Here is a 24,095-nt window from a genome sequence, read left to right on the forward strand (position 1 = left end):
CCCGCCTAAGACCGACTTGGTGCCGTCGCCAGCACCAGGCCGGTCAGGGCCAGGACAAAAGCCAACAAGTGCATGCTGGTAAAAGGCTCGCCCAACACCAGCACGCCCACCGCCGCTGTTCCAACCGGCATCAAGACCATGAATACAGCGGCGCGCGAAGCCGGCACATGAGTGACACCCGTCATCCACAGCCACACCGTCCATACGCTGGCTGCCAAGGAATAAAACACCAATAACAGCCAGATTCCGCCGGGCACGGCCGAAAAAGAGAAATCGCGGGCAGCGTAAATACCCAGTGGGGTAATCAACACCAGGCTGCACAGATTTATGACGGCGCTGATGCGCTTGGGACTCATGACCGAGGTCAATCGTTTGCCGATGACCGCATACGCCGCCTCGCACAGCACCGCGCAAAAAATCAAAGCGTTGCCCAACCAGATGCGTCCAGCATCGCCGGCGACTTGCCCGCTGTCTTCGTTTTGGACAAAAGCCAGCAAAGCAATACCCAGCATGCCCAAGGCCAACGCTACCCAGGTGCGCGCGCCGATATGCTCTTTCAGGAAATACCAGCTGAACACGGCCACGACGCCGGGAATGGCCGACAGAATAACGCCGGCCGAGACCGCACTGGTCATGCTGATACCCGCCACCATGCACAGGGTAAACAGAAAATTGCCCAGAAACGATTCCAAAAAGATCAACCCGCGAGTACGGGCATCCAGAGCCGGCTCAGTGGCCGGCTTGCGCAACCAACGCAGCATCGCAACCGCACCGATGCCAAAGCGTAACCAGGCCAGCAAAAAAATCGGCAAGGCCGCCACGAGCGGCCGGGTCAGCGCAATATAGCTACCGACCAGGCTCATCGACAAAGCCAGACAGCCATACGCCACCCAGCGCGAACCGCCCGCGCTCAAGGCACCACCTCGAATAAATACATAATTTCAGCCCCTATATCAAAAAACGGCATCCAGTTACGGTCTACAATACGGCCCGAGCCCGGCCTTCCAGGACATCCCTGCATTCGAGTCCACGCTGCTGCGAGCCGCTAGTGTATATCGGCGAATCGCGCCCGAGGCAACTTGTCTGCCAAGGTTGCCTAACCCATCCGAAGGCCGTTTCGTCCGTAAAACACAATGACGACGAACCGCGCCCGCCCGCACCCCGGCCAGCGCCACGCTCCTGTTTTTCTTTATTACGCCCCGCACGCCGCCGGCCTACAGGCTTGCGTCGCCGTGCCCATTCCTTGAAGGATTAATCATCATGCAGGCTATCGCCCGCTTGAGCCGCTTTGTTGGCAATACCTTTGCCATCTGGGTTCTGCTGTTCGCCGTTCTGGCTTTTTATGTCCCTGAGCACTATCGTTGGCTGGGTGCCTACATTGTTCCGCTGCTGGGCATCATCATGTTCGGCATGGGGCTGACCCTGTCCCGCCAGGACTTTGCCGAAGTCTTTACCCGCCCCGGCCGTGTCGCCGTCGGTGTGCTGGGCCAGTTTCTGATCATGCCGGCCCTGGCCTGGCTGCTGTGCAAGCTGTTCGCTCTGCCGCCGGAACTGGCCGTAGGCGTCATTCTGGTGGGCTGCTGCCCGGGCGGCACCTCCTCGAATGTCATGACTTTTCTGTCGCGCGGCGATGTGGCGCTGTCCGTGGCCATTACCTCGGTAACAACGCTGCTGGCCCCTATCGTGACCCCGGCGCTTATCTACCTGCTGGCCAGCCAGTGGCTGGAAGTCAGCGCTTCGGCCATGTTCTGGTCCATTGTCCAGGTAGTGATTCTGCCCATCGCCCTGGGAGTGATCGTGCAATCCGTGCTGGGCGATAAAGTCAAAGCCGGCGTTACCGTGCTGCCTCTGGTCTCGGTAGCCGCTATTGTGGCCATCGTGGCCGCCGTGGTGGCCGGCAATCAAGCCAAGATCGCCACCAGCGGCCTGCTGGTCTTTTCGGTTGTGGTGCTGCACAACACCCTGGGCTATGCGCTAGGCTACGTACTGGCGCGTCTGTCGGGGATGCCACTTGCCCAGCGCAAGACCCTGTCGATAGAAATCGGCATGCAGAACTCCGGACTGGGCGTAGCCCTGGCCAGCGCCCACTTTTCGCCACTGGCCGCCGTGCCCAGCGCCATTTTCAGCGTCTGGCACAATATTTCCGGCCCGCTGGCCGCTACCGTCTTTAGGCGCATGAAAGACCCGGCTAAAAACTGACATGCCCCCACTGCTTTCCAAAGATCCGCATGGGAAGCAGCCAGAAAAATCCAGATCATGAATCCTGGATAGTGCGATCCAACAGAAAGCCCGCGCAAGCGGGCTTTCTGGCTTTCACAATACCTGTGCCGACATCAACGCGAGACGCTGTCCGCGAATTGACTGATGGCCTTGACCACCCGCCGCGCGTCCTCGCGGATGCGTTCCATCAAGCCCCCCGCTTTTTGCGTCAAATCCAGGCTACGATCGACATATTCACGGCTGCTTTGCATCTGGACCTCGGCCCGCTGCGCCAATTCCTGATTTTGTTGGATCAGCGATGCAATATCCACCGTAAACTGGTGTGTGCGCCCCGCCAGATTACGCACCTCGCCCGCCACGACGGCAAAGCCCCTGCCCTGCGGGCCCGCCCGCGCCGCTTCGATAGCGGCATTCAAGGCAAGCAGATTGGTCTGAAACGCAATATCCTGAATCGAATGCACCATCGCGCCAATGCGCTCGGACTGCTCATTCAAGGCATGAATTTCCTGCCCGGCCTGCTCCAGGCGCTGTTCGATGTCGCGCACCGTATCCAAGGTCTTGCGCATTGTGCTTTCGCCCTCGCATGCGCCCTTGTCCGTATCCTGGGCTATCTGCATCGCCATCTGCGCCGCGCAGGACTCGGCCTGATTGCGCTCGACCTGAGCCGTCACATCGGTCGCAAACTTCACCACGCCATACAAAGTACCCTGCCCGTCGTAGACCGGGTTATAACTGGCACGCAACCACACCGTGCGCCCCTCGCGCGTACGCCGACGAAACTGATCCGAAACAAATTCCCCCTGATTCAAGGTAGCCCAGAAAGCCTGATACTGAGCAGACTGCACTTCTTCGGGAAAGCAAAACTGCGCATGATGATGACCGACGACCTGCGCGGACTCGTACCCCATCAAGCCCAGGAAGTTGGCATTGGCGCGCCGTACATGCCCGTCAAGGTCAAATTCGATCACAGCCATAGACCGGTCTATGGCCGCCAATAAACTGGCACGGCTGTTTTCGGCCACCATCTGCGCGCTGATGTCCGTCGCCAGCATCAAGATATGTTCATCAGTCGATTTGCGTCCCGGCAACGGCGAAAAACTGACTTGCAACCAGACAGGCTGCCCCCGCACGGCACACCGCATGCTGCCGCCCTGCTGCGACAAAGCCTGAATCTGGCTGCGTGAAGAGCGTTCGGGTATGTCGCAGGCAAGCAGCTTATCGGCATAGTCACACCCGACCACCTCCTGAGCCGGACAAGCCAGTAATTGAGCCAAGCCAGGGCTACACGATAAAAACCGCCCTTGAGCATCAAGCTCGGCAACAGCGGCACTGCTCCAGAGCGATTGGGCAAAACGGCCCGACACAGGGCCACTGAAGGCCGCGCCGCCGGAACTGAACAGCCCGCCCATCAACCACGATAGTTTCTTGTTCACTTGATTGCTTTAATGCTTAAGGGAAAACCCGCAGTTTACCGTCTTAACATAACAGCATGTAAGCAAATGATACGCATCGTCCGGGAATTTAGGCGTTACCGACTTTGCGCGACGACACGTAAATACCGCCAACAATTAACAAAAACGCAGCAGCGTGATATAGCTTAGGGGTGTCTCCCAATATGAACACCGACATCAGTGCGGCAAACACCGGCATCAAATTAACAAAGAAACCGGCCGTCGCCGCACCGACCCGCTGCACCGCCACGCCCCAACAACGCAATGCGACCAAGGCTGGTCCTGTACCCACATACAGCACGGCTAGCAACAACATCCATGTCCAGTCGATATGCCAATCGGTCCACTGCCATTCCAGCGCAGCAAAGGCACCCGACCAGAGCAGACCAAAAAAGACTTGGGCCATAATCACCGTGGCCCAACTTTGGGCAATATCGGCCGGGTGTTTACGGGTACTGAGCATCCAGCTGTAAATGGCCCAGGCTATCGTGGCAACAATCATATAAACGTCGCCGGGCACAAAACTCAAGGCCAGCAGTTCTTCCCAATCGGCACGGGTCAGGACCAATATCACGCCCAGCAAGGACATCAGGCCACCGATCAGTTGTCGCCAGTTAACCGATGCGCCAAAAAACAGACGCCCTATGACCAACATCCAGAAAGGCAAGCTAGCATTGACCAGCGTGACGTTGATTGGACTGGAGCTTTGCAAAGCCAGATACTGCAGCGCGTTATAGATGCCTATGCCCAGCAAGCCCAGAATGGAATAGCGACGCCAATGGGTCCACAGGCTACTGCCCCGCCGCAGGACTTGGCGGCCAAAAAACAGCAGGATCACAAATGCCACCAACCAGCGCAAAAAATTAAGCGTGATGGGCGGCACTTGGTCGTGGATCAGGCGTCCGACAATGGCATTGCTTGCCCATAGAATAGTAGGCAACACCAACAGGGCTGTCGTGCCGGGGGTCAGTTTCTGAGTGCTCACAAAACGGGTCCAAAAAAACGAAAACCTCTTCCGCCCGCCTTGCGCGGCCGTCAGAACAAGGCACAGTATAGTGAAGAAACACAACGGTTCCAGCCCACGGCCCGCGATGCCTGCACACATTCGGACTGGTCAATCTTTGACCAATCCATAAATATTATTTATAATCAAAGTATTGTCTCGTCATGGTACCGGCGATCTTTCCGGCCCATCCGTCCATGTTCTTGCGGCTATAAATGGCCACAAGCAAGCCTCTCGACCTTGCCCAGGCGCTATACGCTTGGCGCAAGCACTGCTAACGCCCCCTTGCGGGCATTGTGCGACCCAGACCACCCGCGCCGGCGCAGCCGGTCCATCGGTCCGCTCTCGCGACGACGTTCTCCCGTCCCGCCCTCTCCGGGCCCGACGGGACATATTCATTTTTTTAGGAGTCCCGATCTATGGCCAAAGAAGAGCTACTTGAAATGCAAGGTTCCGTCACCGAAATCCTGCCTGACTCGCGCTTTCGCGTCACGCTGGACAACGGTCATGCCGTCATTGCCTATACCGGCGGCAAAATGCGCAAGCACCATATCCGTATTCTGGCGGGCGACGCCGTTACACTGGAAATGTCTCCCTACGACCTGAGCAAAGGTCGCATCACCTTCCGTCACTTGCCCAAACGCGTCGGCGCGGCAGTGGCCCCCCGCCGCACACAGCACAAGCGATAAGCCGGGCGAATCGACACACCCTTGTCACAATTCGATGCAAAGATCACAGGTTATGACAGGGGTGCGGCACGGATATCCGTAGAAGTGGCGTACTCGACACACTGTGGAGTCCGCCGTGAAAAAGCTGCTTACCCTCAAGACAGGTTTCATTGCCTATTTCGCCGTCCTGGGCCTGTTCCTGGCGCTGATCTTCAGTGCTCTGCAACACCTGACATCCAGCATCGAGCAACTCAAACAACTGGAAGCCCAGCGCTATCAAGCCACCACACTGGCCAACGAGTTCAAGCGCGTCACCGAATCCATCAGCCGGCAGACCATTGCCTTTGTTTCCAGCGAACAGCCCGAATTTCAACAAAATTTCGAGCGTCTGCTGGATGTGTTTACGGGCCGGCAAGCCGACGCAGACGGCCTGAGCGCAAGCATGCTGGCCCGTTTTGCGAACATTGATCTGCTGCCCGATGAGCAAGCCCTGCTACGCTCGGCCTACGACCAAACCCTGGCGCTGAGCCAGATCCAGATTGAAGCCATCAGTACCGCCAGCGGCCAGTTCGATGACGGTGCCGGCGGCGTGCGTGTGGCCCTGCCCAATTCGCTGATGGCCAAAGTGTTGGTGTTCAGCCAGCAGTACACCAAGGCCGCCGCCGACATCGCCACGACCATAGACGCGCTGGATCAGCAGGTCAGCCAGCGCCTGGACGCCCGGCTTGAGCAGGCCGGACATACCAGCGACCGGGCGTTCTGGCTGGCACTGGTCGCCTTGGCCTTGTTTTTCCTGGTCAGCGCCTTGACCTTGCTGCTGCTGTACCGATCCATCAAGCAGCCCATCGCCCAAGGTGTGGCCCTGGCCAATGAACTGGCCAGCGGCAACTTGACCGCCCGCCTGAATCTGCACCGCCAAGACGAAATAGGCGAACTGCTGACGGCGCTGAACGGCATAGGAGAAGGCCTGCAACGTGCTGTCGAGCAGATTCGCCACCAAACTCAACTGATCACCGACGGCTCCCAGACGATCTCCAGCGGCAACCAGGACTTGGCGTTGCGCACTCAAGAGCAATCAAGCAGCGTGCAGCAAACCGTGGGCACCATGAACCAGTTGGCCCACACCGTCCGCCAGAATGCAGACAATGCGCAGCACGCCGACCAGTTGGCGCAGCAGGCCTCCGGACAGGTGCGCCATGGCAATCAGGCGGCCGAAAGCATGTTGGAGATCATGCGCGACATCGGCGAGAGTTCGCGCACCATGGGTGAGATCACCCATCTGATCCGCAACATCGCCTTTCAGACAAATATTCTGGCCCTGAATGCCGCCGTAGAAGCAGCCCGCGCCGGCCCCCAGGGACGCGGGTTTGCGGTGGTGGCTACCGAAGTGCGCCAACTTGCGCTACGTTCCTCGGATGCCTCGCGGGATATCGAGGCACTGATATCGCGCTCGGTCGAACAGATCAATGCCGGCAGCCAGGCAGCCGCCTCGGTCGGAGCAGCCATGTCCGAAACCGAGCAGACGGTGGAAAAAGTACGCACTATCGTGACCGATATTGCCCACGCTTCGCGCGAACAGGCGGAAGGCGTCGAGCAAGTCAGCCAGGCCATGACCCAGCTGGATCAGATCACGCGCCGCAATAGCCAGTTGGTGCAGCATGCCGCCGCCACGACCTTGTTGCAGCTAGAGCAGGCCGACACCCTCTCGGAAGTCGTCGCCCATTTCCAGCTGGACGAGACCGCCACGCAAGCCGAATCGCAAACGGTCGATGCCCCCGAGCCCTGGTCGGATGCCCCCGCCCCGAAGGCAGGTCCATCGACCCTGCGTCTGGCCGCCATGCACTAAAAAGCGGGCCGATAGCACGTAAATGCGTGCCACATCGATTCGATACGGGTAAAATCAAGGGTTTCCCGCCTTGCCTTGAGCGACGCAGCGGGAGCTTGCACACCAATCACAGGAAACCCGCTGAACATGGAATCGGAACGCCTCAATCAACTCGAAGCCCGCCTGGACGACTATTCGGAGCGGGAAAACGCTCTTCGGAGGTATCTTTGACTACGATGACAAAGCGCAACGCCTGCATGTAGTCAACGCCGAGCTCGAAGACCCCAACGTCTGGAACAATCCCCAACACGCTCAGGACCTGGGCCGCGAAAAGAAAAGCCTGGAAAACGTCGTGCGCGTGCTGGACACGCTGCATACTGGCCTGAAAGACGCGCGCGACTTGTTCGAGCTGGCGGCGATGGATGACGACGATGCCACCATTGCTGCCATCGAAGACGATTGCAACGCCATGGCCGCACGCATCGAAGAACTCGAATTCCGTCGCATGTTCTCCAATCCAGCCGACCCCATGAACTGCTTCCTGGACATTCAGGCCGGTGCCGGCGGGACCGAAGCTCAGGACTGGGCTTCCATGTTGCTGCGCCAGTACCTGCGCTATGCCGAGAACAAAGGCTTCAAAACCGAAATCCTGGAACAATCCGATGGCGATGTGGCCGGCATCAAGTCTGCCACGATCAAGATCGAAGGCGACTACGCCTATGGCTTTCTGCGCACCGAGACCGGCGTGCATCGCCTGGTGCGCAAAAGCCCCTTCGACTCGTCCAACGGGCGCCACACCTCTTTTTCCAGCGTGTTCGTCTACCCCGAGATCGACGACTCCTTCGAGATCGAAATCAACCCGGCGGATCTGCGCGTGGACACCTATCGGGCCAGCGGCGCGGGCGGACAGCACATCAACAAGACCGACTCGGCCGTACGTCTGACCCACGAGCCTACCGGCATCGTGGTGCAATGTCAGAACGACCGTTCGCAGCACCGCAACCGCGCCGAAGCCATGCAAATGCTCAAGTCCCGCCTGTACGAGCTGGAAATGCGCAATCGCATGGCCGAGCAGCAAAAGCTGGAAGACTCCAAAAGCGATGTAGGCTGGGGCCACCAGATCCGCTCCTACGTGCTGGACCAGAGCCGTATCAAGGACCTGCGCACCAACGTAGAAATCTCCAATACCCAGAAGGTGCTGGACGGCGACCTGGACCCCTTCATCCAGGCCAGCCTAAAGCAAGGTGTCTAATATGGCCGGCACAACGCTCACTGTAATCAGCGGCGCGTCACGGGGCCTGGGCCATGCGTTGGCGCTGCGCAGCCTGGCCGCTGGCCATCGGCTGATCACCCTGGCCCGCAGCCCCTTGTCGCTGCCAGTGCATGGCTCCAGTCACCAGCACATCCAAACCGATCTGGCCACCGTGCATGGTGCCGCCCAGGCCTGTACAGCACTGCTCCAAATGCTGCGGCAGGAACACGCTGAGCGCTTCGTGCTGATCAACAACGCAGGAACGGTCGATCCGGTAGCCCAGACCGCCGATCTGCTCGATGCGCAGGCCATCGCCCGTGCATTGCAATTGAATCTGGCCAGCGTCATGAACCTGACCGCTGCCTTTATGCAAGGCACGCCCGCCACCGCGCGTCGCCAGGTCCTGAACATTTCCTCGGGTGCGGGCCGCAAGCCCGTATCGGGCTGGGCCGTATACGGTGCCAGCAAGGCAGCCCTGGATTTCTACACTCAGACCCTGCAACTGGAAAACCCTTCGCTTCAAGCCTGTTCAATGGCTCCCGGCGTCATCGACACCGATATGCAGTCCCATATCCGCCAACAGTCGCGAGACGACTTCCCGGGACTGAACCGCTTTCTCGAACTGCACCAGTACGGCCAGCTCAGCACGGCGCACGATACCGCCGACCGGATCTTGCGCCACCTGGACAGCCCGGCGTTTGGCAGCCATACCCTGGACGACATCCGCCACTACGAATAGATACTTAATAACATGACTGAACAGCTAGACACCGCTACGCCCGCCGTGGACGAAAACCGCCTGATCGCCGAACGCCGCTCCAAACTGGATCGCATCCGTCAGTCCGGCATCGCCTACCCCAACGATTTTCGCCCCGACGCTCACGCCGCCGAGCTGCATGCCCAATATGGCGAGCAGGACAAAGACGCCCTGGCCGAATTGAACAAGACGGTGAAAGTCGCCGGCCGCATGATGCTCAAGCGCGTCATGGGCAAAGCCAGCTTCGCCAGCCTGCAGGACAGCAGCGGTCGCATCCAGATCTACCTGGACAAGGCCGCCCTGGGGGAAGAGCTTTACGCGGAATTCAAGGGATGGGACATCGGCGACATTCTGGCGGTGGAAGGCACAGTCTTCAAAACCAACAAAGGCGAACTTTCCGTACACGCCTCCTCGGTGCGCCTGCTGGCCAAGTCGCTGCGCCCACTGCCCGACAAATTCCACGGCCTGGCCGACCAGGAACTAAAATATCGCCAGCGCTACGTGGACCTCATCATGGGCGAGGACACACGCGAGACCTTTCTGGCGCGCAGCAAAGTCATCGGCAGCATCCGCCAGCATATGCTGCAAGCCGACTTCCTGGAAGTGGAAACGCCCATGCTGCACCCCATTCCAGGCGGCGCATCGGCCAAGCCTTTCGTCACGCACCACAATGCGCTGGACATGGAAATGTACCTGCGCATCGCGCCCGAACTGTTCTTGAAGCGCCTGATCGTAGGCGGTTTCGAGCGCGTCTTCGAGATCAACCGGAACTTTCGCAACGAAGGCGTCAGCCCGCGTCACAACCCTGAATTCACCATGATGGAGTTCTACGCGGCCTATACCGATTACCAGTGGCTGATGGACTTCACAGAAAGCCTGATCCGCCAGGCGGCCATCAGCGCACGCGGCACGGCCACACTCCAGTACCAAGGCCGTGAACTGGACTTGGCCCTGCCGTTCGACCGCCTGACCATCACCGGTGCCATTCAGAAGTACGCGCCTTCCTACACCCAGGAACAGTTGACGGACGCTGCATTCCTGCGCACCGAACTGAGCCGCCTGAAAGTAGACGTCAACGCGCCACCGCTGCGCGAGGCCGGCCTAGGTGCCCTGCAACTGGCGCTGTTTGAAGAAACCGCCGAAAGCAAGCTTTGGCACCCCACTTTCATCATCGACTACCCCGTCGAAGTGTCCCCGTTGGCACGCGCCTCCGACAATCAGGATGGCATTACCGAACGCTTTGAGCTGTTTGCCACCGGCCGCGAAATCGCCAACGGTTTCTCCGAGCTGAACGACCCGGAAGATCAGGCCGCACGCTTCCAGGCTCAGGTCCAGGCGAAGGACGCCGGTGACGAAGAAGCCATGTACTACGACGCCGACTATATCCGTGCTCTGGAATACGGCATGCCACCCACGGGCGGCTGCGGCATCGGCATCGACCGTCTGGTCATGCTGCTGACCGACAGTCCGGCCATCCGTGACGTCATTCTTTTCCCGCATCTGCGCCGAGAAGACTGAAACAATCGAGCATGAGCCGCATGCTCTGCCAAAAGCAATCATGCCAGTTGGCGCAACGCCGACTGGCATTTTTGTTGTGCGTATTCGTTTCTGCGCTACGGCAACGACATCAATAAAAAAACAGGCCGGTGCAAGCCGGCCTGTGATATTGCACAGAAAGCGCTGCCCTAAGGGAAAGGTCAGTCCCGAGGCAAACGCGCCATTGCATGCGCCCACTTATGAGCGACTTCTGGCGAGGCAAAACAGCTGGCCTTGTCGGACACCACACGCACGGCACGCTCCAGCAACTGGATATCGGCTTCATGTTGACGGGCCACATGCGGGTCTTCAAAAAAAACAACTCGCTGACAGCGGTTTTCCAACACCAGCTCGGCAATCTGTGCATCGCCACCCAGGGGGCCACTAAGATAAGGCTGCACCCAGGGAATATCTTTGGGCCAGCCCTTGGACCAGGCCAGTTCATTCAGACGACCACTGGTCGTACCTGTACCGACACGCTGGGCAAAACGCGACAGCAGATCAAAATGCTCGTCGGCATAGGCCACCATACGGTCCTTGAGCGCATCGTGGGCAATCAAGGCCAACGTCTGGCCGGAGAAATCGAACAGACGCTTGTGGCTGGAATCAGGCCACAGACCCCGACTAAGACGCTCGACCTCGATCCACTCAATGGCCCCCATCAAGGTAGAAATAAAAGGCCGGCCATGCGTAATGCACTGGCGCTTCAAGGCTAATGCTTCGGGGAAAATAGACGAAGGATCGACCGGATCGATTAAATAAATAGCGCCGTCAAACGGCGGTGTACCATCGGGACTTTGCGTGACACGCGCCACCAGCTTCATCAAGCCGCCTTCACGTCCATAGGGGTAACGGACTAGACCCGAATAGCCCTCCAACAAACCTGACCGCTCGATGGCATTACAGGTACGACCCACGGTGTAGAGTTCGATCTCCAGTTCGCGTATGCCGCTGGCCGAGCGCCGCAGCCACTGAAACAAGGCCGCGTCTGCAGAATCGTGATGCAGTTGATTGGCCGCCAAACCGAAACGTAGTGACATGTGTTCCTACACAGTAAACGATTCGCCACACCCGCAGGAGGCTTTCTCGTTTGGATTGATGAATTTAAAACCTTCGTTCAAGCCGTCCCGGCCGTAATCGACCTGCGTGCCATCAATAAAAGGCAAACTCTTGGGATCGACAAACAGCTTGATGCCGTACTCCTCGAACAGTTGATCGCCGGGCGTCGCCTCATCGACGAAATCGAGTTTGTATGCCATGCCCGAACACCCCGTCAGGCGTATGCCCAAGCGCAGACCTAAACCACCGCCCCGTTTTTTAAGGTGGCGCTGGATATGATCCGCCGCCGCTTGCGTAAGAGAAATAGCCATAATCGTGTCCTAATGATAAAGCCGGGCGAAGCGTTCAGCCCACTAGCTGAGACCGCTGCGCCGCCAGTTTGTTCTGCGCCTGCGCCAAAGCCGCCTGGACGGCCTCCAGCGCCAGCAAAGCGCAATGCACCTTGATGGCGGGCAGATCCAGTTCCTGCTGCACATAGGCCTGGGAAAAGTCGCCTGCCTGCTCCAGAGAGCGCCCTTGCAGCCACTGCGCCGCCAGCGATGCCGCCGCGATCGTGCAGCCACAGCCATAGGCCTTAAAGCACGCATTCTGTATCAGCCCATTCTGCGCCACACGCACTTGTATCTGTATGATCGCACCCAACTCGCGGCTTCCGGCCAATCCTGTGCCTACATCAGCATCGCTGCTTTCCATGACGCCCACATGACGGGGGTGCATGAAGTGATCCATTACGGTGTTGTTATATTGCATTGCGTATCGTCCACTGCCTTCAGGCCTGCGCCGTTTCAGCCCAAAGCGGCGAGATGGCGCGCAAGTGCTCAACCTTGGCGCTGATGGCAGCCACGGCCGCATCGACATCCTGCTCGGTAGAAAACCGACCCAGGCTCAGACGCAAGGAGCTGTGCGCCAGCTGATCGCTGCGCCCCAAAGCCTTGAGCACATAGGACGGCTCCAGACTGGCCGACGTACAGGCCGACCCGCTGGAGACCGCCAGCTCGGTCAGCGACATCATCAGGGCTTCGCCCTCGATGTGATCCACGCTGATGTTCAGGTTATGCGGCACGCGCTGATCCAGATCGCCGTTCAGGTACACATCTGGGATCTGCTGCAAACCTGCCCATAAGCGGTCGCGCAAAGCGCGGATACGCGCATTTTCCTGATCCATGTGTTGACCGGCCAGCTCGAACGCCTGGCCCATGCCCACGATCTGATGAGTAGCCAAAGTACCGGAACGAAAGCCCCGCTCGTGGCCGCCGCCGTGGATCTGCGCCTTCAGGCGCACGGCGGGTTTGCGCCGTACATACAAAGCACCGACACCCTTGGGTCCATAGGTCTTGTGGGCGGACATGGACATCAGATCCACCGGCCATTCCTGCAAGTCGATCGCCACTTTGCCCGTTGCCTGCGCGGCATCCACATGAAACAGGATTTTGTGCTCTCGGCAGATGGCTCCCAGAGCACACACATCCTGGATGACACCGATCTCGTTATTGACCAACATAACCGAAGCCAGAATGGTATCGGGACGAATGGCCCGCACAAAAGCGTCTTGATCCACCAAGCCATTGGGCAGCACATCCAGGAAGGTAAGCTCGAAGCCCTGCTCTTCCAGGGCATGGCAGGTATCGAGCACGGCTTTGTGCTCGGTGCGCACCGTAATGATGTGACGCCCTTTCCCTTGGTAGAACTGGGCCGCCCCCTTGAGCGCCAGATTGATCGACTCGGTGGCACCGGAGGTCCAGACGATTTCGCGCGGCTCGGCATTCACCAAGGCAGCGACCTGCCGGCGTGCGCGCTCGACAGCCTCTTCGGCATCCCAACCATAAGGGTGGCTATTGGACGCCGGATTGCCGAAACGCTCGGATAGCCAAGGAATCATAGCCTGAGCCACACTGGGGTCGACCGGCGTGGTAGCCGAATAATCCATATAGATACGCGGGGCGTGGGTCATAAGTACTCCGGACCGGCGGCTCTAGCCGGCCTGCAAGGTGCATTCTTCCGGATGCCCCGCCTCCTGGGCGGCCTGCCTGAGCTGACGCAGGCGCTGCTGATCGACAAGATCCTGCAGCGAAACGGAATCCAGATAATCCACCATTTTACGGCTAAGCGTGGCCCATAGCTCGTGTGTCATGCACTCGCCCTTCAGGCCATCAGTCCCCTGCTTGCAATTGCCCTTGCCACGACACTGGGTGGCATCCACAGGCTCGTCCACGGCAAACACGATGTCAGCAACGGTAATATGCCGCGCCAAGCGGGCCAATGTGTACCCGCCGCCCGGCCCGCGCACGCTGTCCACCAGTTCGTGGCGACGCAGCTTGCCAAACAATTGCTCCAGGTAGGACAGCGAAATGCCCTGCCGCTGGCTGATGCCCGCGAGCGTCACAGGACCACTTTGCTGGCGCAGCGCAAGATCGATCATCGCGGTCACGGCGAAACGCCCTTTTGTCGTCAAACGCATGATAGTTTCCTTGCCAAAGGCTAAAGCGGCCGGATATGCGCACGCAAACCCGACCAATTTGGTCCAGTATAACAAATGAGCGGGAAACCACGGTACCTGAGCTGCCTGTTTTACACTTGCGCCGGACAGTCAGCGCTTGAGTTAGGCCGCCTGACAGTTGGGGATTCGCTTGCGTACCTGCTCGAACACACCCTGACAGGCATCTTCAAGATAATCCAGGACTTTATTAAAGCCTTCCTGGCCGCCGTAATAAGGGTCCGGCACCGTAGCAGCTTCGTGATCCGAGGCAAAACGCATCAGCAACATCAGTTTATGACGATAGATTTTGGGACACATTTGCTGCAAGGCAGCGTGGTTTTCCCAATCCATGCTAAGAATAAGATCAAAATCGCGAAAATCGTCGCGTCCGACCTGGCGCGCCTGATAGGTGGATATGTCGTAACCGCGCTTGCGGGCAGCCAGTTGAGCCCGAGTGTCGGGATGCTGGCCCACATGAAAACCGTGGGTGGCGGCCGAATCGACCTGGATGGCCTGGGAAAGACTGGCCTCGCTGACCAGACGACGCAAGACGCCTTCTGCGCTGGGCGAGCGGCAAATATTTCCCGTACAGACAAAAAGAACCTTACTCATAGTGCGTAAAAGTCTGAGGGAAAACCCCAAATAAGGCAAGCCGCAAACCCGCCTGAAGCCGCAGCCCTATTGGCCTGGCCCTCTTCCCGGCAGCGGCCGTGAAAGACACGCCGACCCAGACATGGATAGCGCTTTTTTTCTTAACAGGACAAAAGCCCCGGCACCAGCCGCCTGCGGCCGCACGCCCCTTGCAGCAATCTCGACACACGGCACGCAAGGACTTTTTTCAATCGCGCCTAAGAGATTCATGCATCGAAGAAACTCGTCCGGCACAGTTGTGCATACACAACAGAAACAACGATGCCTAACGGTGAGCTCGCAGTTTTCATCCCCGGGTCATCTCAACCCAACAACAGTTTATCTTTCAGGCGCTGCAACTTGTCGCGCGCAGCGGCGGCCTGTTCGAACTCCAGATTGCGCGCGTGCTCCATCATTTCCTTTTCCAGCCGTTTGATTTCGCGGGCTGCCGCCTTTTCGTCGCGCAGCAAGGCCTGCGGTATGTCCTCGTGCAACAAGGCGGTCGGATCGGGTGCCACAATGCCATCGATCAATTCGCGCACCGCTTTATTGACACCGCGCGGCGTAATCCCGTGCTCTTGATTGAATGCAATCTGCTTGGCCCGCCGCCGTTCGGTCTCGTCAATGGCCCGGCGCATCGAATCGGTAATTCTGTCGGCATACAGAATGGCCTTGCCATTCAGATTGCGCGCCGCCCGGCCTATGGTCTGAATCAAGCTACGCTCGGAACGCAAAAATCCTTCTTTGTCGGCGTCCAGAATCGCGACCAGTGACACCTCGGGGATATCCAGCCCTTCGCGCAGCAGGTTGATGCCCACCAATACATCGAACGCCCCCAGGCGCAAATCGCGGATGATCTCGGCCCGTTCCACCGTATCAATATCCGAGTGCAGATAGCGCACGCGAATGCCATTTTCCGCCAGATAATCGGTCAGATCCTCGGACATGCGCTTGGTCAGGGTGGTGACCAGCACCCGCTCCTGCACCGCCGTCCGTAATTTGATTTCCCCGAGCAAATCGTCGACCTGCGTGGTGGCCGGACGCACATCGATCTCCGGGTCGACTAGACCGGTAGGCCGCACCACCTGTTCGACCACATTATCGGCATGCTCCTGCTCGTACGCCGCCGGTGTAGCCGACACGAATACAGTCTGTGGCATGCGGGTCTCGAACTCCTCGAGCTTGAGCGGCCGGTTGTCCGTGGCCGAAGGCAGACGAAAGCCGAACTGCACCAGGGTTTCCTTGCGTGAGCGGTCGCCACGATACATGGCGCTGAGCTGGCCAATGGTCACATGGCTTTCGTCAATGAACATCAGGGCATTGCGCGGCAAATAATCGATGAGCGTGGGCGGCGGATCGCCGGGTGCCGCGCCAGACAGATGCCGGGAATAGTTCTCGATCCCTTTGCAAAAGCCCAATTCTTGCAACATCTCCAGATCGAAGCGCGTGCGCTGCTCCAGGCGTTGGGCCTCGACCAAATGCCCCTCTTTGACCAGATAGCTCACGCGTTCGCGCAGTTCCTGCTTAATGGTCTCGATGGCGCGCAGCACTGTATCGCGCGGAGTCACATAGTGAGAGCTGGGGAACACGGTAAAGCGGTTCAGCTTCTGCACAACCTTGCCGGTCAAGGGATCGAACAACTCCAACGACTCCAGTTCGTCGTCGAACAAGGTGACACGCAAGGCATGTTCGGCGTTTTCCGCCGGAAAAATATCCACGACCTCGCCACGCGCTCGGAACACACCCCGTTGAAAATCCAGATCGTTGCGTTCGTACTGCATGGCCACTAAGCGTGCCAGCAATTCCTGGCGCGCAATACGATCGCCCGTGCGCAGGGTCAGTACCATGGCATGGTAATCGCCGGGATTGCCGATGCCGTAAATGCAGGACACCGTACCTACGATGATGGTGTCAGGACGCTCCAGCAGGCTTTTGGTGGCCGACAGACGCATCTGTTCGATATGTTCGTTGATGGACGAATCTTTTTCGATGAACAGATCGCGCGAAGGCACATAGGCCTCGGGCTGATAATAGTCGTAATAAGAGACGAAATACTCAACCGCATTGCGCGGAAAGAATTCGCGCATTTCCGCATAGAGCTGAGCGGCCAGGGTTTTGTTGGGAGCCAGCACAATGGCCGGCCGGCCAGTATGGGCGATAATATTGGCCATGGTGTAGGTCTTGCCAGAACCCGTCACCCCCAGCAAGGTCTGATACATAAGCCCGTCATCGATGCCTTGCACGAGCTGCTCGATTGCGCCCGGCTGATCGCCGGCCGGCGGATACGGCTGAAAGAGCTTGAAGGAACTACCCGGAAATTCAAGGAACGCAGGCTCAAAATTCATGCTAGACACGCTTTAGGGTAACCCCTTATTATCACATTAATGCTTCACTTTTCCACACTTTCAGGCATCGTCCCCACATTATCATGACAACGCTTTTCGAAACCGTCGAACTGGCTCCCCGCGACCCTATTCTGGGTTTGAACGAACAATACAATGCCGACGAACGTAGCGGCAAAGTCAATCTGGGCGTTGGCGTGTACTACGACGATCAAGGTCGCATCCCCCTGCTGCAGGCCGTCCAGAAAGCCGAACAGGCCCTGGCCGCCAGTGCCACGGCCCGTAGCTACCTGCCCATCGAAGGCATCGCACATTACAACAAAGGCGCACAAACCTTGCTGCTAGGCGCAGACTCGCCAGTCATCGCCGAAGGCCGCGCCCTGACCGTGCAAGCCCTGGGTGGCACGGGTGCCCTGAAGATCGGGGCCGATTTCCTGAAGCAGCTACTGCCTAACTCGAAGGTCTTCATCAGCGATCCCAGCTGGGAAAACCACCGCGCCCTGTTCGAGCGCGCCGGCTTCGTGGTCGACACCTATGCTTATTACGATGCCGCCACACATGGCCTGAATTTCGAAGGCATGCTCGCTTCCCTGCGCGCCATGCCTGCCCAGTCCATCGTAGTCCTGCATGCCTGCTGTCACAATCCCACCGGCGTGGACCCCTCGGCCGAACAGTGGGCACAGGTGGCCCAGGTCATCCAGGAACACAAGTTGGTACCTTTCCTGGATATCGCCTATCAAGGCTTTGGCGACGGCCTGGACCAGGATGCCGGCGTCGTGCGCCAGTTTGCCGCGCTGGGCCTGTCCATGCTGGTCAGTTCCTCCTTCTCCAAATCGTTCTCGCTGTACGGAGAGCGTGTCGGTGCCCTGACCCTGGTGACCTCCAGCAAAGACGAAACCTCGCGTGTGCTCAGCCAGGTCAAACGCGTTATCCGCACCAACTATTCCAACCCGCCTACGCACGGTGGCAAGGTCGTGGCTACAGTCCTGAATTCGCCCGAACTGTTCCAGACCTGGTCCGACGAGCTGGCCGGCATGCGCGATCGAATCCGCAGCATGCGCAGCCAACTGGTAGACAAACTGAAAGCCCGTGGCATCGCCCAGAACTTCGACTTTGTGCTACAGCAGCGCGGCATGTTCTCTTACTCCGGTTTGAATGCCGAGCAGGTAGAGCGCCTGCGCAACGAGCACGGTGTTTACGCGGTCAGCAGCGGCCGTATCTGCGTGGCTGCCCTGAACAGCCAGAACATCGACCATGTGGTTGATGCCATTGCTGCCGTCCTGAAGTAAAACGCCTCGGCGTCCTCCAACGCCCTTCTACGGAAGGGCGTTTTTCGTTTCTGCTATCCGCATCTGTCATGTCCTCTCCTATCAGCCTGAACACTGCCCGCCTGTTACTGCGCCCCTGGCAGACAAGCGATCTGCCGGCATTCGCCCGCCTGAATGCGGACCCGCAAGCACTGCAGTACTACCCTGCCACCCTGGACCGTGCGCAAAGCGATGCGCTGGCCCAGCGCAGTCAACATCTGATTGAGCAGCAAGGCTGGGGGCAGTGGGCCGTACAAGAGCAAGCCAGCGGCCAATTCGTCGGCATGGTAGGACTGAACATTCCTGTGGCCAAACTGCATTTCCAACCCTGCGTGGAGGTGGTCTGGCGACTGCTGCCCGAATTCTGGGGCAAAGGATATGCCACTGAGGCGGCCCGTGCCAGTGTGGATTTCGGTTTTCATACACTGAAGCTGGCGCAGATCGTGGCCTACACCACTGAATTGAACCTACCCTCGCAAGCGGTCATGGAGCGTTTGGGCATGCAGCGCCAGCCGGGAACCTTCGATCACCCCGCTTTGCCCGCCGGCCATCCATTGGCACCCCACGTTCTGTATACACAAAATCGAAGCGCATGGCCCGCAGACCGTTAATGTCATCCCTACACGCAGTCTTGCAAAATCAACGTAAGTAACGCACAATCATCACTGTATATATATTCAGCAAAGCACACCATGACCGTCAAGCTCACTGCGCGCCAGCAACAAGTGCTGGATATCATCCGCTCCGAAATCGAGCGCACCGGTTTCCCCCCTACCCGGGCCGAAATCGCCCAGGTACTGGGTTTCAAATCGGCCAATGCCGCCGAAGACCACCTGAAGGCGCTGGCTCGCAAAGGGGCCATAGAACTGACCGCAGGAGCTTCGCGTGGCATACGCCTGCTAGGCACAGACCTGCGGGATAGCGCCGAAACCGGCTTGCTCACCAGCCTGACCGACGCCCTGCTTCTACCCATTATCGGACGCGTGGCTGCGGGCAACCCCATTCTGGCCACCGAACACATCGAACGCGAAATCGGGGTCAGCAATACGCTGTTCAACCAAACGCCGGATTACCTGCTGCGCGTTCGGGGTCTTAGCATGCGCGACGCTGGCATCCTGGATGGCGACCTGCTGGCCGTCAAAAAAACCGCCGAAGCACGCAATGGTCAAATCGTCGTGGCCCGTATCGGCGACGAAGTCACCGTTAAACGCCTGTCTCGCTCCAACAATCAAGTCGTGCTGCTGCCGGAAAATCCCGATTTCGAGCCCATTGTTGTCACCGACCCCGAATCCCTGGCCCTGGAAGGTGTGGCTGTCGGGCTGATCCGCGCCACACCCTTACACTAACAAACGCAACGGCCCGCTTGCGTTTGGGCGCACTAGGCCACTTTTGCAATCGCCGGATCTAAACCGTGCAACCAGCGGACAGATCTGCAAAGCCGATCCAACAAGCAATTTGCATCGGGCCTATCCTTAACAGCATAAACAGCACAGGTTTGACATCGCTCTAGCGGATGACCCAGCCCAAAAAAAACCCGAAGCAATCGCTTCGGGTTTTTTTTCGCCATCAACACAGCATCAGTGTTTAAAGGACTCCGGTGCCGAACCAGGGCCTCGACTTGCAGCCAGAGCCTCGGCCGCCAGGCGGGCAACCTCTTCATCGCTGAGCGGCTTGACGGCATCTTGCAAGGCCACTTCCAGAACCCGATCAATCCAACGCACAGGGATGATTTCCAGATGATTCTTCACATTATCGGGAATCTCGGCCAGGTCCTTGACGTTTTCTTCGGGAATCAGCACGGTCTTGATGCCACCGCGATGCGCTGCCAACAGCTTTTCCTTCAGACCGCCGATAGCCAGGACTTCGCCACGCAAGGTGATCTCACCTGTCATGGCCACATCCGAGCGCACCGGAATTCCAGTCAGGCTGGACACGATTGCCGTGGTAATGGCAATACCGGCCGATGGACCATCCTTGGGCGTCGCTCCTTCAGGAAAGTGTACATGCAGGTCGCGTTTCTCGAACACGGAATCTGCGATACCCCACTTCTGGGCCCGCGAACGCACCACGGTACGGGCAGCCTCGACCGACTCTTTCATGACATCGCCGATAGAACCTGTACGCAACACATTGCCCTTACCCGGCATGTCCGCCACTTCGATGGTCAGCAAATCGCCGCCTACTTCGGTCCAGGCCAGACCCGTAACCTGTCCCACTTTGTTTTCCTTTTCGGCCAGGCCGAAAGAAAAACGGCGAACGCCCAAGTACTCGTTCAAATTTGCTGAGTCAACCACAATCGGTTCAGACGCCAAAGCCTTGCCACGCGCGGCCCGGGAGCCCGCCTGCGGATTGGCCGCCAACAGCTTGCGCACCACCTTGCGGCAGATCTTGCTGATCTCGCGCTCCAACGAACGCACGCCGGCTTCGCGGGTGTAGTAGCGCACAATATCGCGTACCGCTTCTTCCTTGACCTCGAGCTCGCCGTCGCGCACGCCGTTGTTCTTCATGAGCTTGGGCAACAAGTGGTCGTAGGCGATGCGCAGCTTTTCATCTTCCGTATAGCCGGACAGCCGTATGACTTCCATGCGATCCAAGAGCGCAGGCGGAATATTCAAGGTATTGCTGGTAGCCACGAACATGACATCGGACAGATCGTAGTCCACTTCCAGGTAGTGATCCTGGAAGGTATGGTTCTGTTCGGGGTCCAGCACTTCCAGCAGCGCCGAAGAAGGATCGCCGCGGAAATCGGCCCCCATCTTGTCGATCTCATCCAGCAGGAACAGAGGGTTACGCACGCCGACCTTGCTCATGTTCTGCACGACCTTGCCAGGCATGGAGCCGATATAGGTGCGGCGATGACCACGGATTTCGGCTTCGTCGCGCACACCACCCAACGCCATACGCACGAACTTGCGGTTTGTGGCTTTGGCAATGGATTGTCCCAACGAAGTTTTACCCACGCCCGGCGGCCCGACCAAACACAGAATCGGTGCCTTGAGCTTGTCCACGCGCTGCTGCACGGCCAAATATTCGACGATGCGCTCTTTGACCTTTTCCAGGCCGAAGTGGTCGGCATCCAGCACGCTTTCGGCATTACTGAGCGAATTATTGATACGGCTCTTCTTGCGCCAAGGCAAGCCCACCAGCGTTTCGATGTAGTTGCGCACCACCGTGGCTTCGGCTGACATCGGCGACATCAGCTTGAGCTTTTTCATTTCGGCTTCGGCTTTTTTAAGCGCTTCCTTGCTGAGCTGAGCCTCTTCGATCCGCTTTTCCAGTTCTTCGACGTCGGCACCGTCTTCGCCTTCGCCCAATTCTTTCTGGATGGCCTTGACCTGCTCGTTCAGGTAGTAATCGCGCTGGCTTTTTTCCATCTGCTTTTTGACGCGACCACGAATGCGCTTTTCCACCTGCAGGATATCGATCTCGCCTTCCAGTTGCGAAAGCAGGCCTTCCAGACGTTCTGGCGCATTGGCGGTTTCGAGCATGCCCTGCTTTTGCTCCAGCTTCAGGGGCAGATGCGCTGCAATGGTGTCAGCCAGGCGACCGGCTTCATCGATCCCCGTCAGGGACGTCAGAATTTCCTGGGGGATTTTTTTGTTCAGCTTGACGTACTGCTCGAACTGAGCCAGCACGGCACGACGCAGCGCTTCGGTTTCAGCGGCATTGCCGGCATCACCCGGCACATCAACCACCGAGGCCATGAAATGGGTCTCGGCATCGTGTACATTGCGCACGCGAGCGCGCTGCAACCCCTCGACCAACACCTTGACGGTGCCGTCGGGCAGCTTGAGCATCTGCAGGATGCTAGCAGCACAACCGATTTCGTAGAGATCTTCCGGCGTGGGATCATCTTTGCCGGCGGATTTCTGCGCCACCAGCATGATGTTGTTGCCGGATTCCATCGCCAGCTCCAACGCCTTGATAGAGCGAGGCCGACCGACAAAAAGCGGAATGACCATATGAGGGAACACCACCACATCGCGCAGAGGCAGCAGCGGCAGCTCAATGGGTTCCGTAGAGAGAATCTGGCTCGCAGACATAGTTATTTCCTATAAATGTCCTTAGACGCAAAAGGGAAGCCTGGGCTTCCCTTTCACGGTTCAACCTGTTGCTGTTCAGATTGTGGCGAACTTCAAAATTTCAAGTAGGCCATATCACCAACAGGAAAGGGCCTTGCACGTCGCTACGCGGCGGCATCTTTCAAGGTCTGAGAGAGCTCGTCGGAATTACTATCATCCAAAGGACGGCCCAGAATCAATTCGGGTTTACTCTTTCCAAGCACGGCATCTTCGGTCAAGACCACTTTGCTGACATCCTTGCGCGAGGGCAGCTCGTACATGGTGTCCAACAGGGCTTGTTCCACAATGCTGCGCAAGCCACGTGCCCCAGTACGGCGCTTGATGGCGCGCTGGGCGACAGCCTTCAGGGCGGCCGGCTGGATATCCAGTTCTACGCCTTCCATTTCCAGCAGCTTCTGGAATTGCTTGACCAGCGCGTTGCGCGGCTCGGTCAGGATGCGCACCAAGGCGTCTTCGCGCAGCTCTTCCAAAGTGGCCACGACCGGCAAACGACCCACCAATTCAGGGATGATGCCAAATTTGATCAGGTCTTCGGGCTCCACTTCGGAGAACAATTCGCCAACACCGCGTTCGGACTTGGCCTTGACCGAGGCCGAAAAGCCAATGCCCGATTTTTCGGTACGGTCGCGGATGACTTTTTCCAATCCATCGAACGCGCCGCCCACGATGAACAGAATATTGGTGGTATCGACCTGGACAAAATCCTGGTTGGGGTGCTTGCGCCCACCTTGCGGCGGCACCGAGGCCACCGTGCCTTCGATAAGCTTGAGCAGGGCCTGTTGCACACCTTCGCCGGACACGTCGCGTGTAATGGACGGGTTATCGGACTTGCGCGAAATCTTGTCGATTTCGTCGATGTAGATGATGGCGCGCTGCGCTTTTTCGATGTCGTAATCGCAATTTTGCAGCAACTTCTGGACAATATTTTCCACGTCCTCGCCCACATAACCGGCTTCGGTCAAGGTGGTGGCATCGGCCATGACAAACGGGACATCCAGCATGCGCGCCAAGGTCTGCGCCAGCAGCGTTTTGCCCGAGCCGGTCGGCCCGATCAGCAAAATATTGCTTTTTGACAGTTCCACATCGTCGCGACCCGGCTTGCCGTTACGGATACGCTTATAGTGGTTGTAGACAGCCACGGCCAAGGTACGCTTGGGCGTTTCCTGACCGATCACGTAGCCGTCGAGAAATTCTTTGATTTCGCGGGGTGTGGGCAGTTCTTTGCGCTCGCCATCGGGCGCAGCACCCGCCGCTTCGTCACGAATGATATCGGTACAAAGATCAATACACTCGTCGCAGATAAACACCGACGAAGGTCCAGCGATCAGTTTCTTGACCTCGTGCTGGCTTTTGTTGCAAAACGAGCAATGCAGAACTTTTTCGTCGGCCGATTTCTTTTCGGACATAGATTCAAATTTTCACTTCAGGGATAGTAAAAGGACGGGAACAAGTCCCGTCCCAGAACAGCCATAGTACTGCTTTATGTC

The 24,095-nt window shown here is 58.2% G+C and carries 21 protein-coding genes; 9 read left to right on the forward strand and 12 right to left on the reverse strand.

The genetic code is table 11. The annotated features are described in order from the left end of the window. Positions 1 to 5: 5 nt before the first annotated feature. Positions 6 to 914: a DMT family transporter gene (locus AADW57_RS10125; protein WP_341666771.1), complete on the reverse strand. Its 909-nt coding sequence runs from the start codon at positions 912 to 914 to the stop codon at positions 6 to 8. A 346-nt stretch (positions 915 to 1,260) separates the two neighbouring features. Between AADW57_RS10125 and AADW57_RS10130 the strand changes: the two genes are divergently transcribed. Beyond that, a complete protein-coding gene (locus AADW57_RS10130) occupies positions 1,261 to 2,199 on the forward strand; it encodes a bile acid:sodium symporter family protein (RefSeq protein ID WP_341666772.1) in 939 nt (312 codons plus the stop codon). 134 nt (positions 2,200 to 2,333) lie between these two features. Here the strand turns inward: AADW57_RS10130 and AADW57_RS10135 are convergent, their stop codons facing one another. Further along, the gene (locus tag AADW57_RS10135) at positions 2,334 to 3,653 is read right to left on the reverse strand and encodes a methyl-accepting chemotaxis protein (protein WP_341666773.1); all 1,320 of its coding nucleotides are present in this window, start codon (positions 3,651 to 3,653) and stop codon (positions 2,334 to 2,336) included. 88 nt (positions 3,654 to 3,741) lie between these two features. Next, positions 3,742 to 4,656 carry a DMT family transporter gene (locus tag AADW57_RS10140; RefSeq protein ID WP_341666774.1) on the reverse strand — a complete coding sequence of 305 codons (915 nt, stop codon included), beginning with the start codon at positions 4,654 to 4,656 and terminating at the stop codon, positions 3,742 to 3,744. Between the two features lie 437 nt (positions 4,657 to 5,093). On the opposite strand from AADW57_RS10140, the gene infA reads away from it, so the two are divergent. From infA to lysS, 5 genes are all read left to right on the forward strand, one after another. Then, on the forward strand, positions 5,094 to 5,363 hold the full coding sequence (gene infA, locus AADW57_RS10145; RefSeq protein WP_341666775.1) for a translation initiation factor IF-1: 270 nt from the start codon (positions 5,094 to 5,096) through the stop codon (positions 5,361 to 5,363). 115 nt (positions 5,364 to 5,478) lie between these two features. Continuing rightward, the gene (locus AADW57_RS10150; protein ID WP_341666776.1) at positions 5,479 to 7,188 is read left to right on the forward strand and encodes a methyl-accepting chemotaxis protein; all 1,710 of its coding nucleotides are present in this window, start codon (positions 5,479 to 5,481) and stop codon (positions 7,186 to 7,188) included. Positions 7,189 to 7,314: 126 nt separating this feature from the next. After that, positions 7,315 to 8,419 (forward strand): peptide chain release factor 2 gene (gene prfB / locus AADW57_RS10155; protein WP_341666777.1). Its coding sequence is split into 2 segments (ribosomal slippage): positions 7,315 to 7,395 and positions 7,397 to 8,419, totalling 1,104 coding nucleotides; the frame shifts between segments, so codons are not numbered across the junction. Between the two features lies 1 nt (position 8,420). After that, positions 8,421 to 9,158, forward strand: a complete 738-nt coding sequence (locus tag AADW57_RS10160; RefSeq protein WP_341666778.1) for an SDR family NAD(P)-dependent oxidoreductase — start codon at positions 8,421 to 8,423, stop codon at positions 9,156 to 9,158. Positions 9,159 to 9,170: 12 nt separating this feature from the next. Then, positions 9,171 to 10,694, forward strand: a complete 1,524-nt coding sequence (gene lysS, locus AADW57_RS10165; RefSeq protein ID WP_341666779.1) for a lysine--tRNA ligase — start codon at positions 9,171 to 9,173, stop codon at positions 10,692 to 10,694. Positions 10,695 to 10,873: 179 nt separating this feature from the next. On the opposite strand, the gene AADW57_RS10170 is transcribed toward lysS, so the two are convergent. From AADW57_RS10170 to uvrB, 7 genes are all read right to left on the reverse strand, one after another. After that, the gene (locus tag AADW57_RS10170) at positions 10,874 to 11,752 is read right to left on the reverse strand and encodes a methylglyoxal synthase (RefSeq protein ID WP_341666780.1); all 879 of its coding nucleotides are present in this window, start codon (positions 11,750 to 11,752) and stop codon (positions 10,874 to 10,876) included. 6 nt (positions 11,753 to 11,758) lie between these two features. Next, positions 11,759 to 12,082: an iron-sulfur cluster assembly protein IscA gene (gene iscA, locus AADW57_RS10175; protein WP_341666781.1), complete on the reverse strand. Its 324-nt coding sequence runs from the start codon at positions 12,080 to 12,082 to the stop codon at positions 11,759 to 11,761. Between the two features lie 34 nt (positions 12,083 to 12,116). Beyond that, a complete protein-coding gene (locus AADW57_RS10180) occupies positions 12,117 to 12,521 on the reverse strand; it encodes an iron-sulfur cluster assembly scaffold protein (protein WP_341666782.1) in 405 nt (134 codons plus the stop codon). Between the two features lie 19 nt (positions 12,522 to 12,540). After that, a complete protein-coding gene (locus AADW57_RS10185) occupies positions 12,541 to 13,722 on the reverse strand; it encodes an IscS subfamily cysteine desulfurase (protein ID WP_341666783.1) in 1,182 nt (393 codons plus the stop codon). Positions 13,723 to 13,743: 21 nt separating this feature from the next. Next, positions 13,744 to 14,229, reverse strand: a complete 486-nt coding sequence (iscR, locus tag AADW57_RS10190; protein ID WP_341666784.1) for a Fe-S cluster assembly transcriptional regulator IscR — start codon at positions 14,227 to 14,229, stop codon at positions 13,744 to 13,746. A gap of 141 nt (positions 14,230 to 14,370) precedes the next feature. Further along, a complete protein-coding gene (locus AADW57_RS10195; protein ID WP_341666785.1) occupies positions 14,371 to 14,859 on the reverse strand; it encodes a low molecular weight protein-tyrosine-phosphatase in 489 nt (162 codons plus the stop codon). Positions 14,860 to 15,200: 341 nt separating this feature from the next. Continuing rightward, entirely contained in the window at positions 15,201 to 17,222 is a 2,022-nt protein-coding gene (uvrB, locus tag AADW57_RS10200; protein ID WP_341666786.1) for an excinuclease ABC subunit UvrB, read from the reverse strand. Positions 17,223 to 17,305: 83 nt separating this feature from the next. On the opposite strand from uvrB, the gene AADW57_RS10205 reads away from it, so the two are divergent. The 3 genes from AADW57_RS10205 (at position 17,306) to lexA (ending at position 19,872) form a co-directional block, all read left to right on the forward strand. Continuing rightward, complete coding sequence (locus AADW57_RS10205; RefSeq protein ID WP_341666787.1) at positions 17,306 to 18,508, forward strand: amino acid aminotransferase; 1,203 nt, start codon at positions 17,306 to 17,308, stop codon at positions 18,506 to 18,508. A gap of 68 nt (positions 18,509 to 18,576) precedes the next feature. Continuing rightward, positions 18,577 to 19,137 (forward strand): GNAT family N-acetyltransferase, encoded by a 561-nt coding sequence (locus tag AADW57_RS10210; protein WP_341666788.1) that lies wholly within the window; start codon positions 18,577 to 18,579, stop codon positions 19,135 to 19,137. A gap of 81 nt (positions 19,138 to 19,218) precedes the next feature. Further along, a complete protein-coding gene (lexA, locus tag AADW57_RS10215) occupies positions 19,219 to 19,872 on the forward strand; it encodes a transcriptional repressor LexA (RefSeq protein WP_341666789.1) in 654 nt (217 codons plus the stop codon). Between the two features lie 231 nt (positions 19,873 to 20,103). Here lexA and lon read toward each other — a convergent pair whose 3' ends face one another. Together lon and clpX are read right to left on the reverse strand one after the other, a co-directional pair. Beyond that, positions 20,104 to 22,569 carry an endopeptidase La gene (gene lon, locus AADW57_RS10220; RefSeq protein WP_341666790.1) on the reverse strand — a complete coding sequence of 822 codons (2,466 nt, stop codon included), beginning with the start codon at positions 22,567 to 22,569 and terminating at the stop codon, positions 20,104 to 20,106. Between the two features lie 143 nt (positions 22,570 to 22,712). Beyond that, a complete protein-coding gene (gene clpX / locus AADW57_RS10225) occupies positions 22,713 to 24,014 on the reverse strand; it encodes an ATP-dependent Clp protease ATP-binding subunit ClpX (protein WP_341666791.1) in 1,302 nt (433 codons plus the stop codon). Between the last annotated feature and the right edge of the window lie 81 nt (positions 24,015 to 24,095).

The sequence above is a fragment of the Alcaligenes sp. SDU_A2 genome (assembly GCF_038237375.1).
Taxonomy (GTDB): domain Bacteria; phylum Pseudomonadota; class Gammaproteobacteria; order Burkholderiales; family Burkholderiaceae_B; genus Alcaligenes.

Bases quoted from the DNA above. Each gene is read 5' to 3' on its own strand.
- AADW57_RS10205 (WP_341666787.1), top strand. From the start codon at position 17,306: ATGACAACGCTTTTCGAAACCGTCGAACTGGCTCCCCGCGACCCTATT.
- AADW57_RS10195 (WP_341666785.1), bottom strand. From the start codon at position 14,859: ATGAGTAAGGTTCTTTTTGTCTGTACGGGAAATATTTGCCGCTCGCCC.
- lexA (WP_341666789.1), top strand. From the start codon at position 19,219: ATGACCGTCAAGCTCACTGCGCGCCAGCAACAAGTGCTGGATATCATC.
- AADW57_RS10170 (WP_341666780.1), bottom strand. From the start codon at position 11,752: ATGTCACTACGTTTCGGTTTGGCGGCCAATCAACTGCATCACGATTCT.
- lysS (WP_341666779.1), top strand. From the start codon at position 9,171: ATGACTGAACAGCTAGACACCGCTACGCCCGCCGTGGACGAAAACCGC.
- AADW57_RS10185 (WP_341666783.1), bottom strand. From the start codon at position 13,722: ATGACCCACGCCCCGCGTATCTATATGGATTATTCGGCTACCACGCCG.
- iscA (WP_341666781.1), bottom strand. From the start codon at position 12,082: ATGGCTATTTCTCTTACGCAAGCGGCGGCGGATCATATCCAGCGCCAC.
- clpX (WP_341666791.1), bottom strand. From the start codon at position 24,014: ATGTCCGAAAAGAAATCGGCCGACGAAAAAGTTCTGCATTGCTCGTTT.
- AADW57_RS10180 (WP_341666782.1), bottom strand. From the start codon at position 12,521: ATGCAATATAACAACACCGTAATGGATCACTTCATGCACCCCCGTCAT.
- AADW57_RS10210 (WP_341666788.1), top strand. From the start codon at position 18,577: ATGTCCTCTCCTATCAGCCTGAACACTGCCCGCCTGTTACTGCGCCCC.
- AADW57_RS10160 (WP_341666778.1), top strand. From the start codon at position 8,421: ATGGCCGGCACAACGCTCACTGTAATCAGCGGCGCGTCACGGGGCCTG.
- uvrB (WP_341666786.1), bottom strand. From the start codon at position 17,222: ATGAATTTTGAGCCTGCGTTCCTTGAATTTCCGGGTAGTTCCTTCAAG.
- infA (WP_341666775.1), top strand. From the start codon at position 5,094: ATGGCCAAAGAAGAGCTACTTGAAATGCAAGGTTCCGTCACCGAAATC.
- AADW57_RS10130 (WP_341666772.1), top strand. From the start codon at position 1,261: ATGCAGGCTATCGCCCGCTTGAGCCGCTTTGTTGGCAATACCTTTGCC.
- lon (WP_341666790.1), bottom strand. From the start codon at position 22,569: ATGTCTGCGAGCCAGATTCTCTCTACGGAACCCATTGAGCTGCCGCTG.
- iscR (WP_341666784.1), bottom strand. From the start codon at position 14,229: ATGCGTTTGACGACAAAAGGGCGTTTCGCCGTGACCGCGATGATCGAT.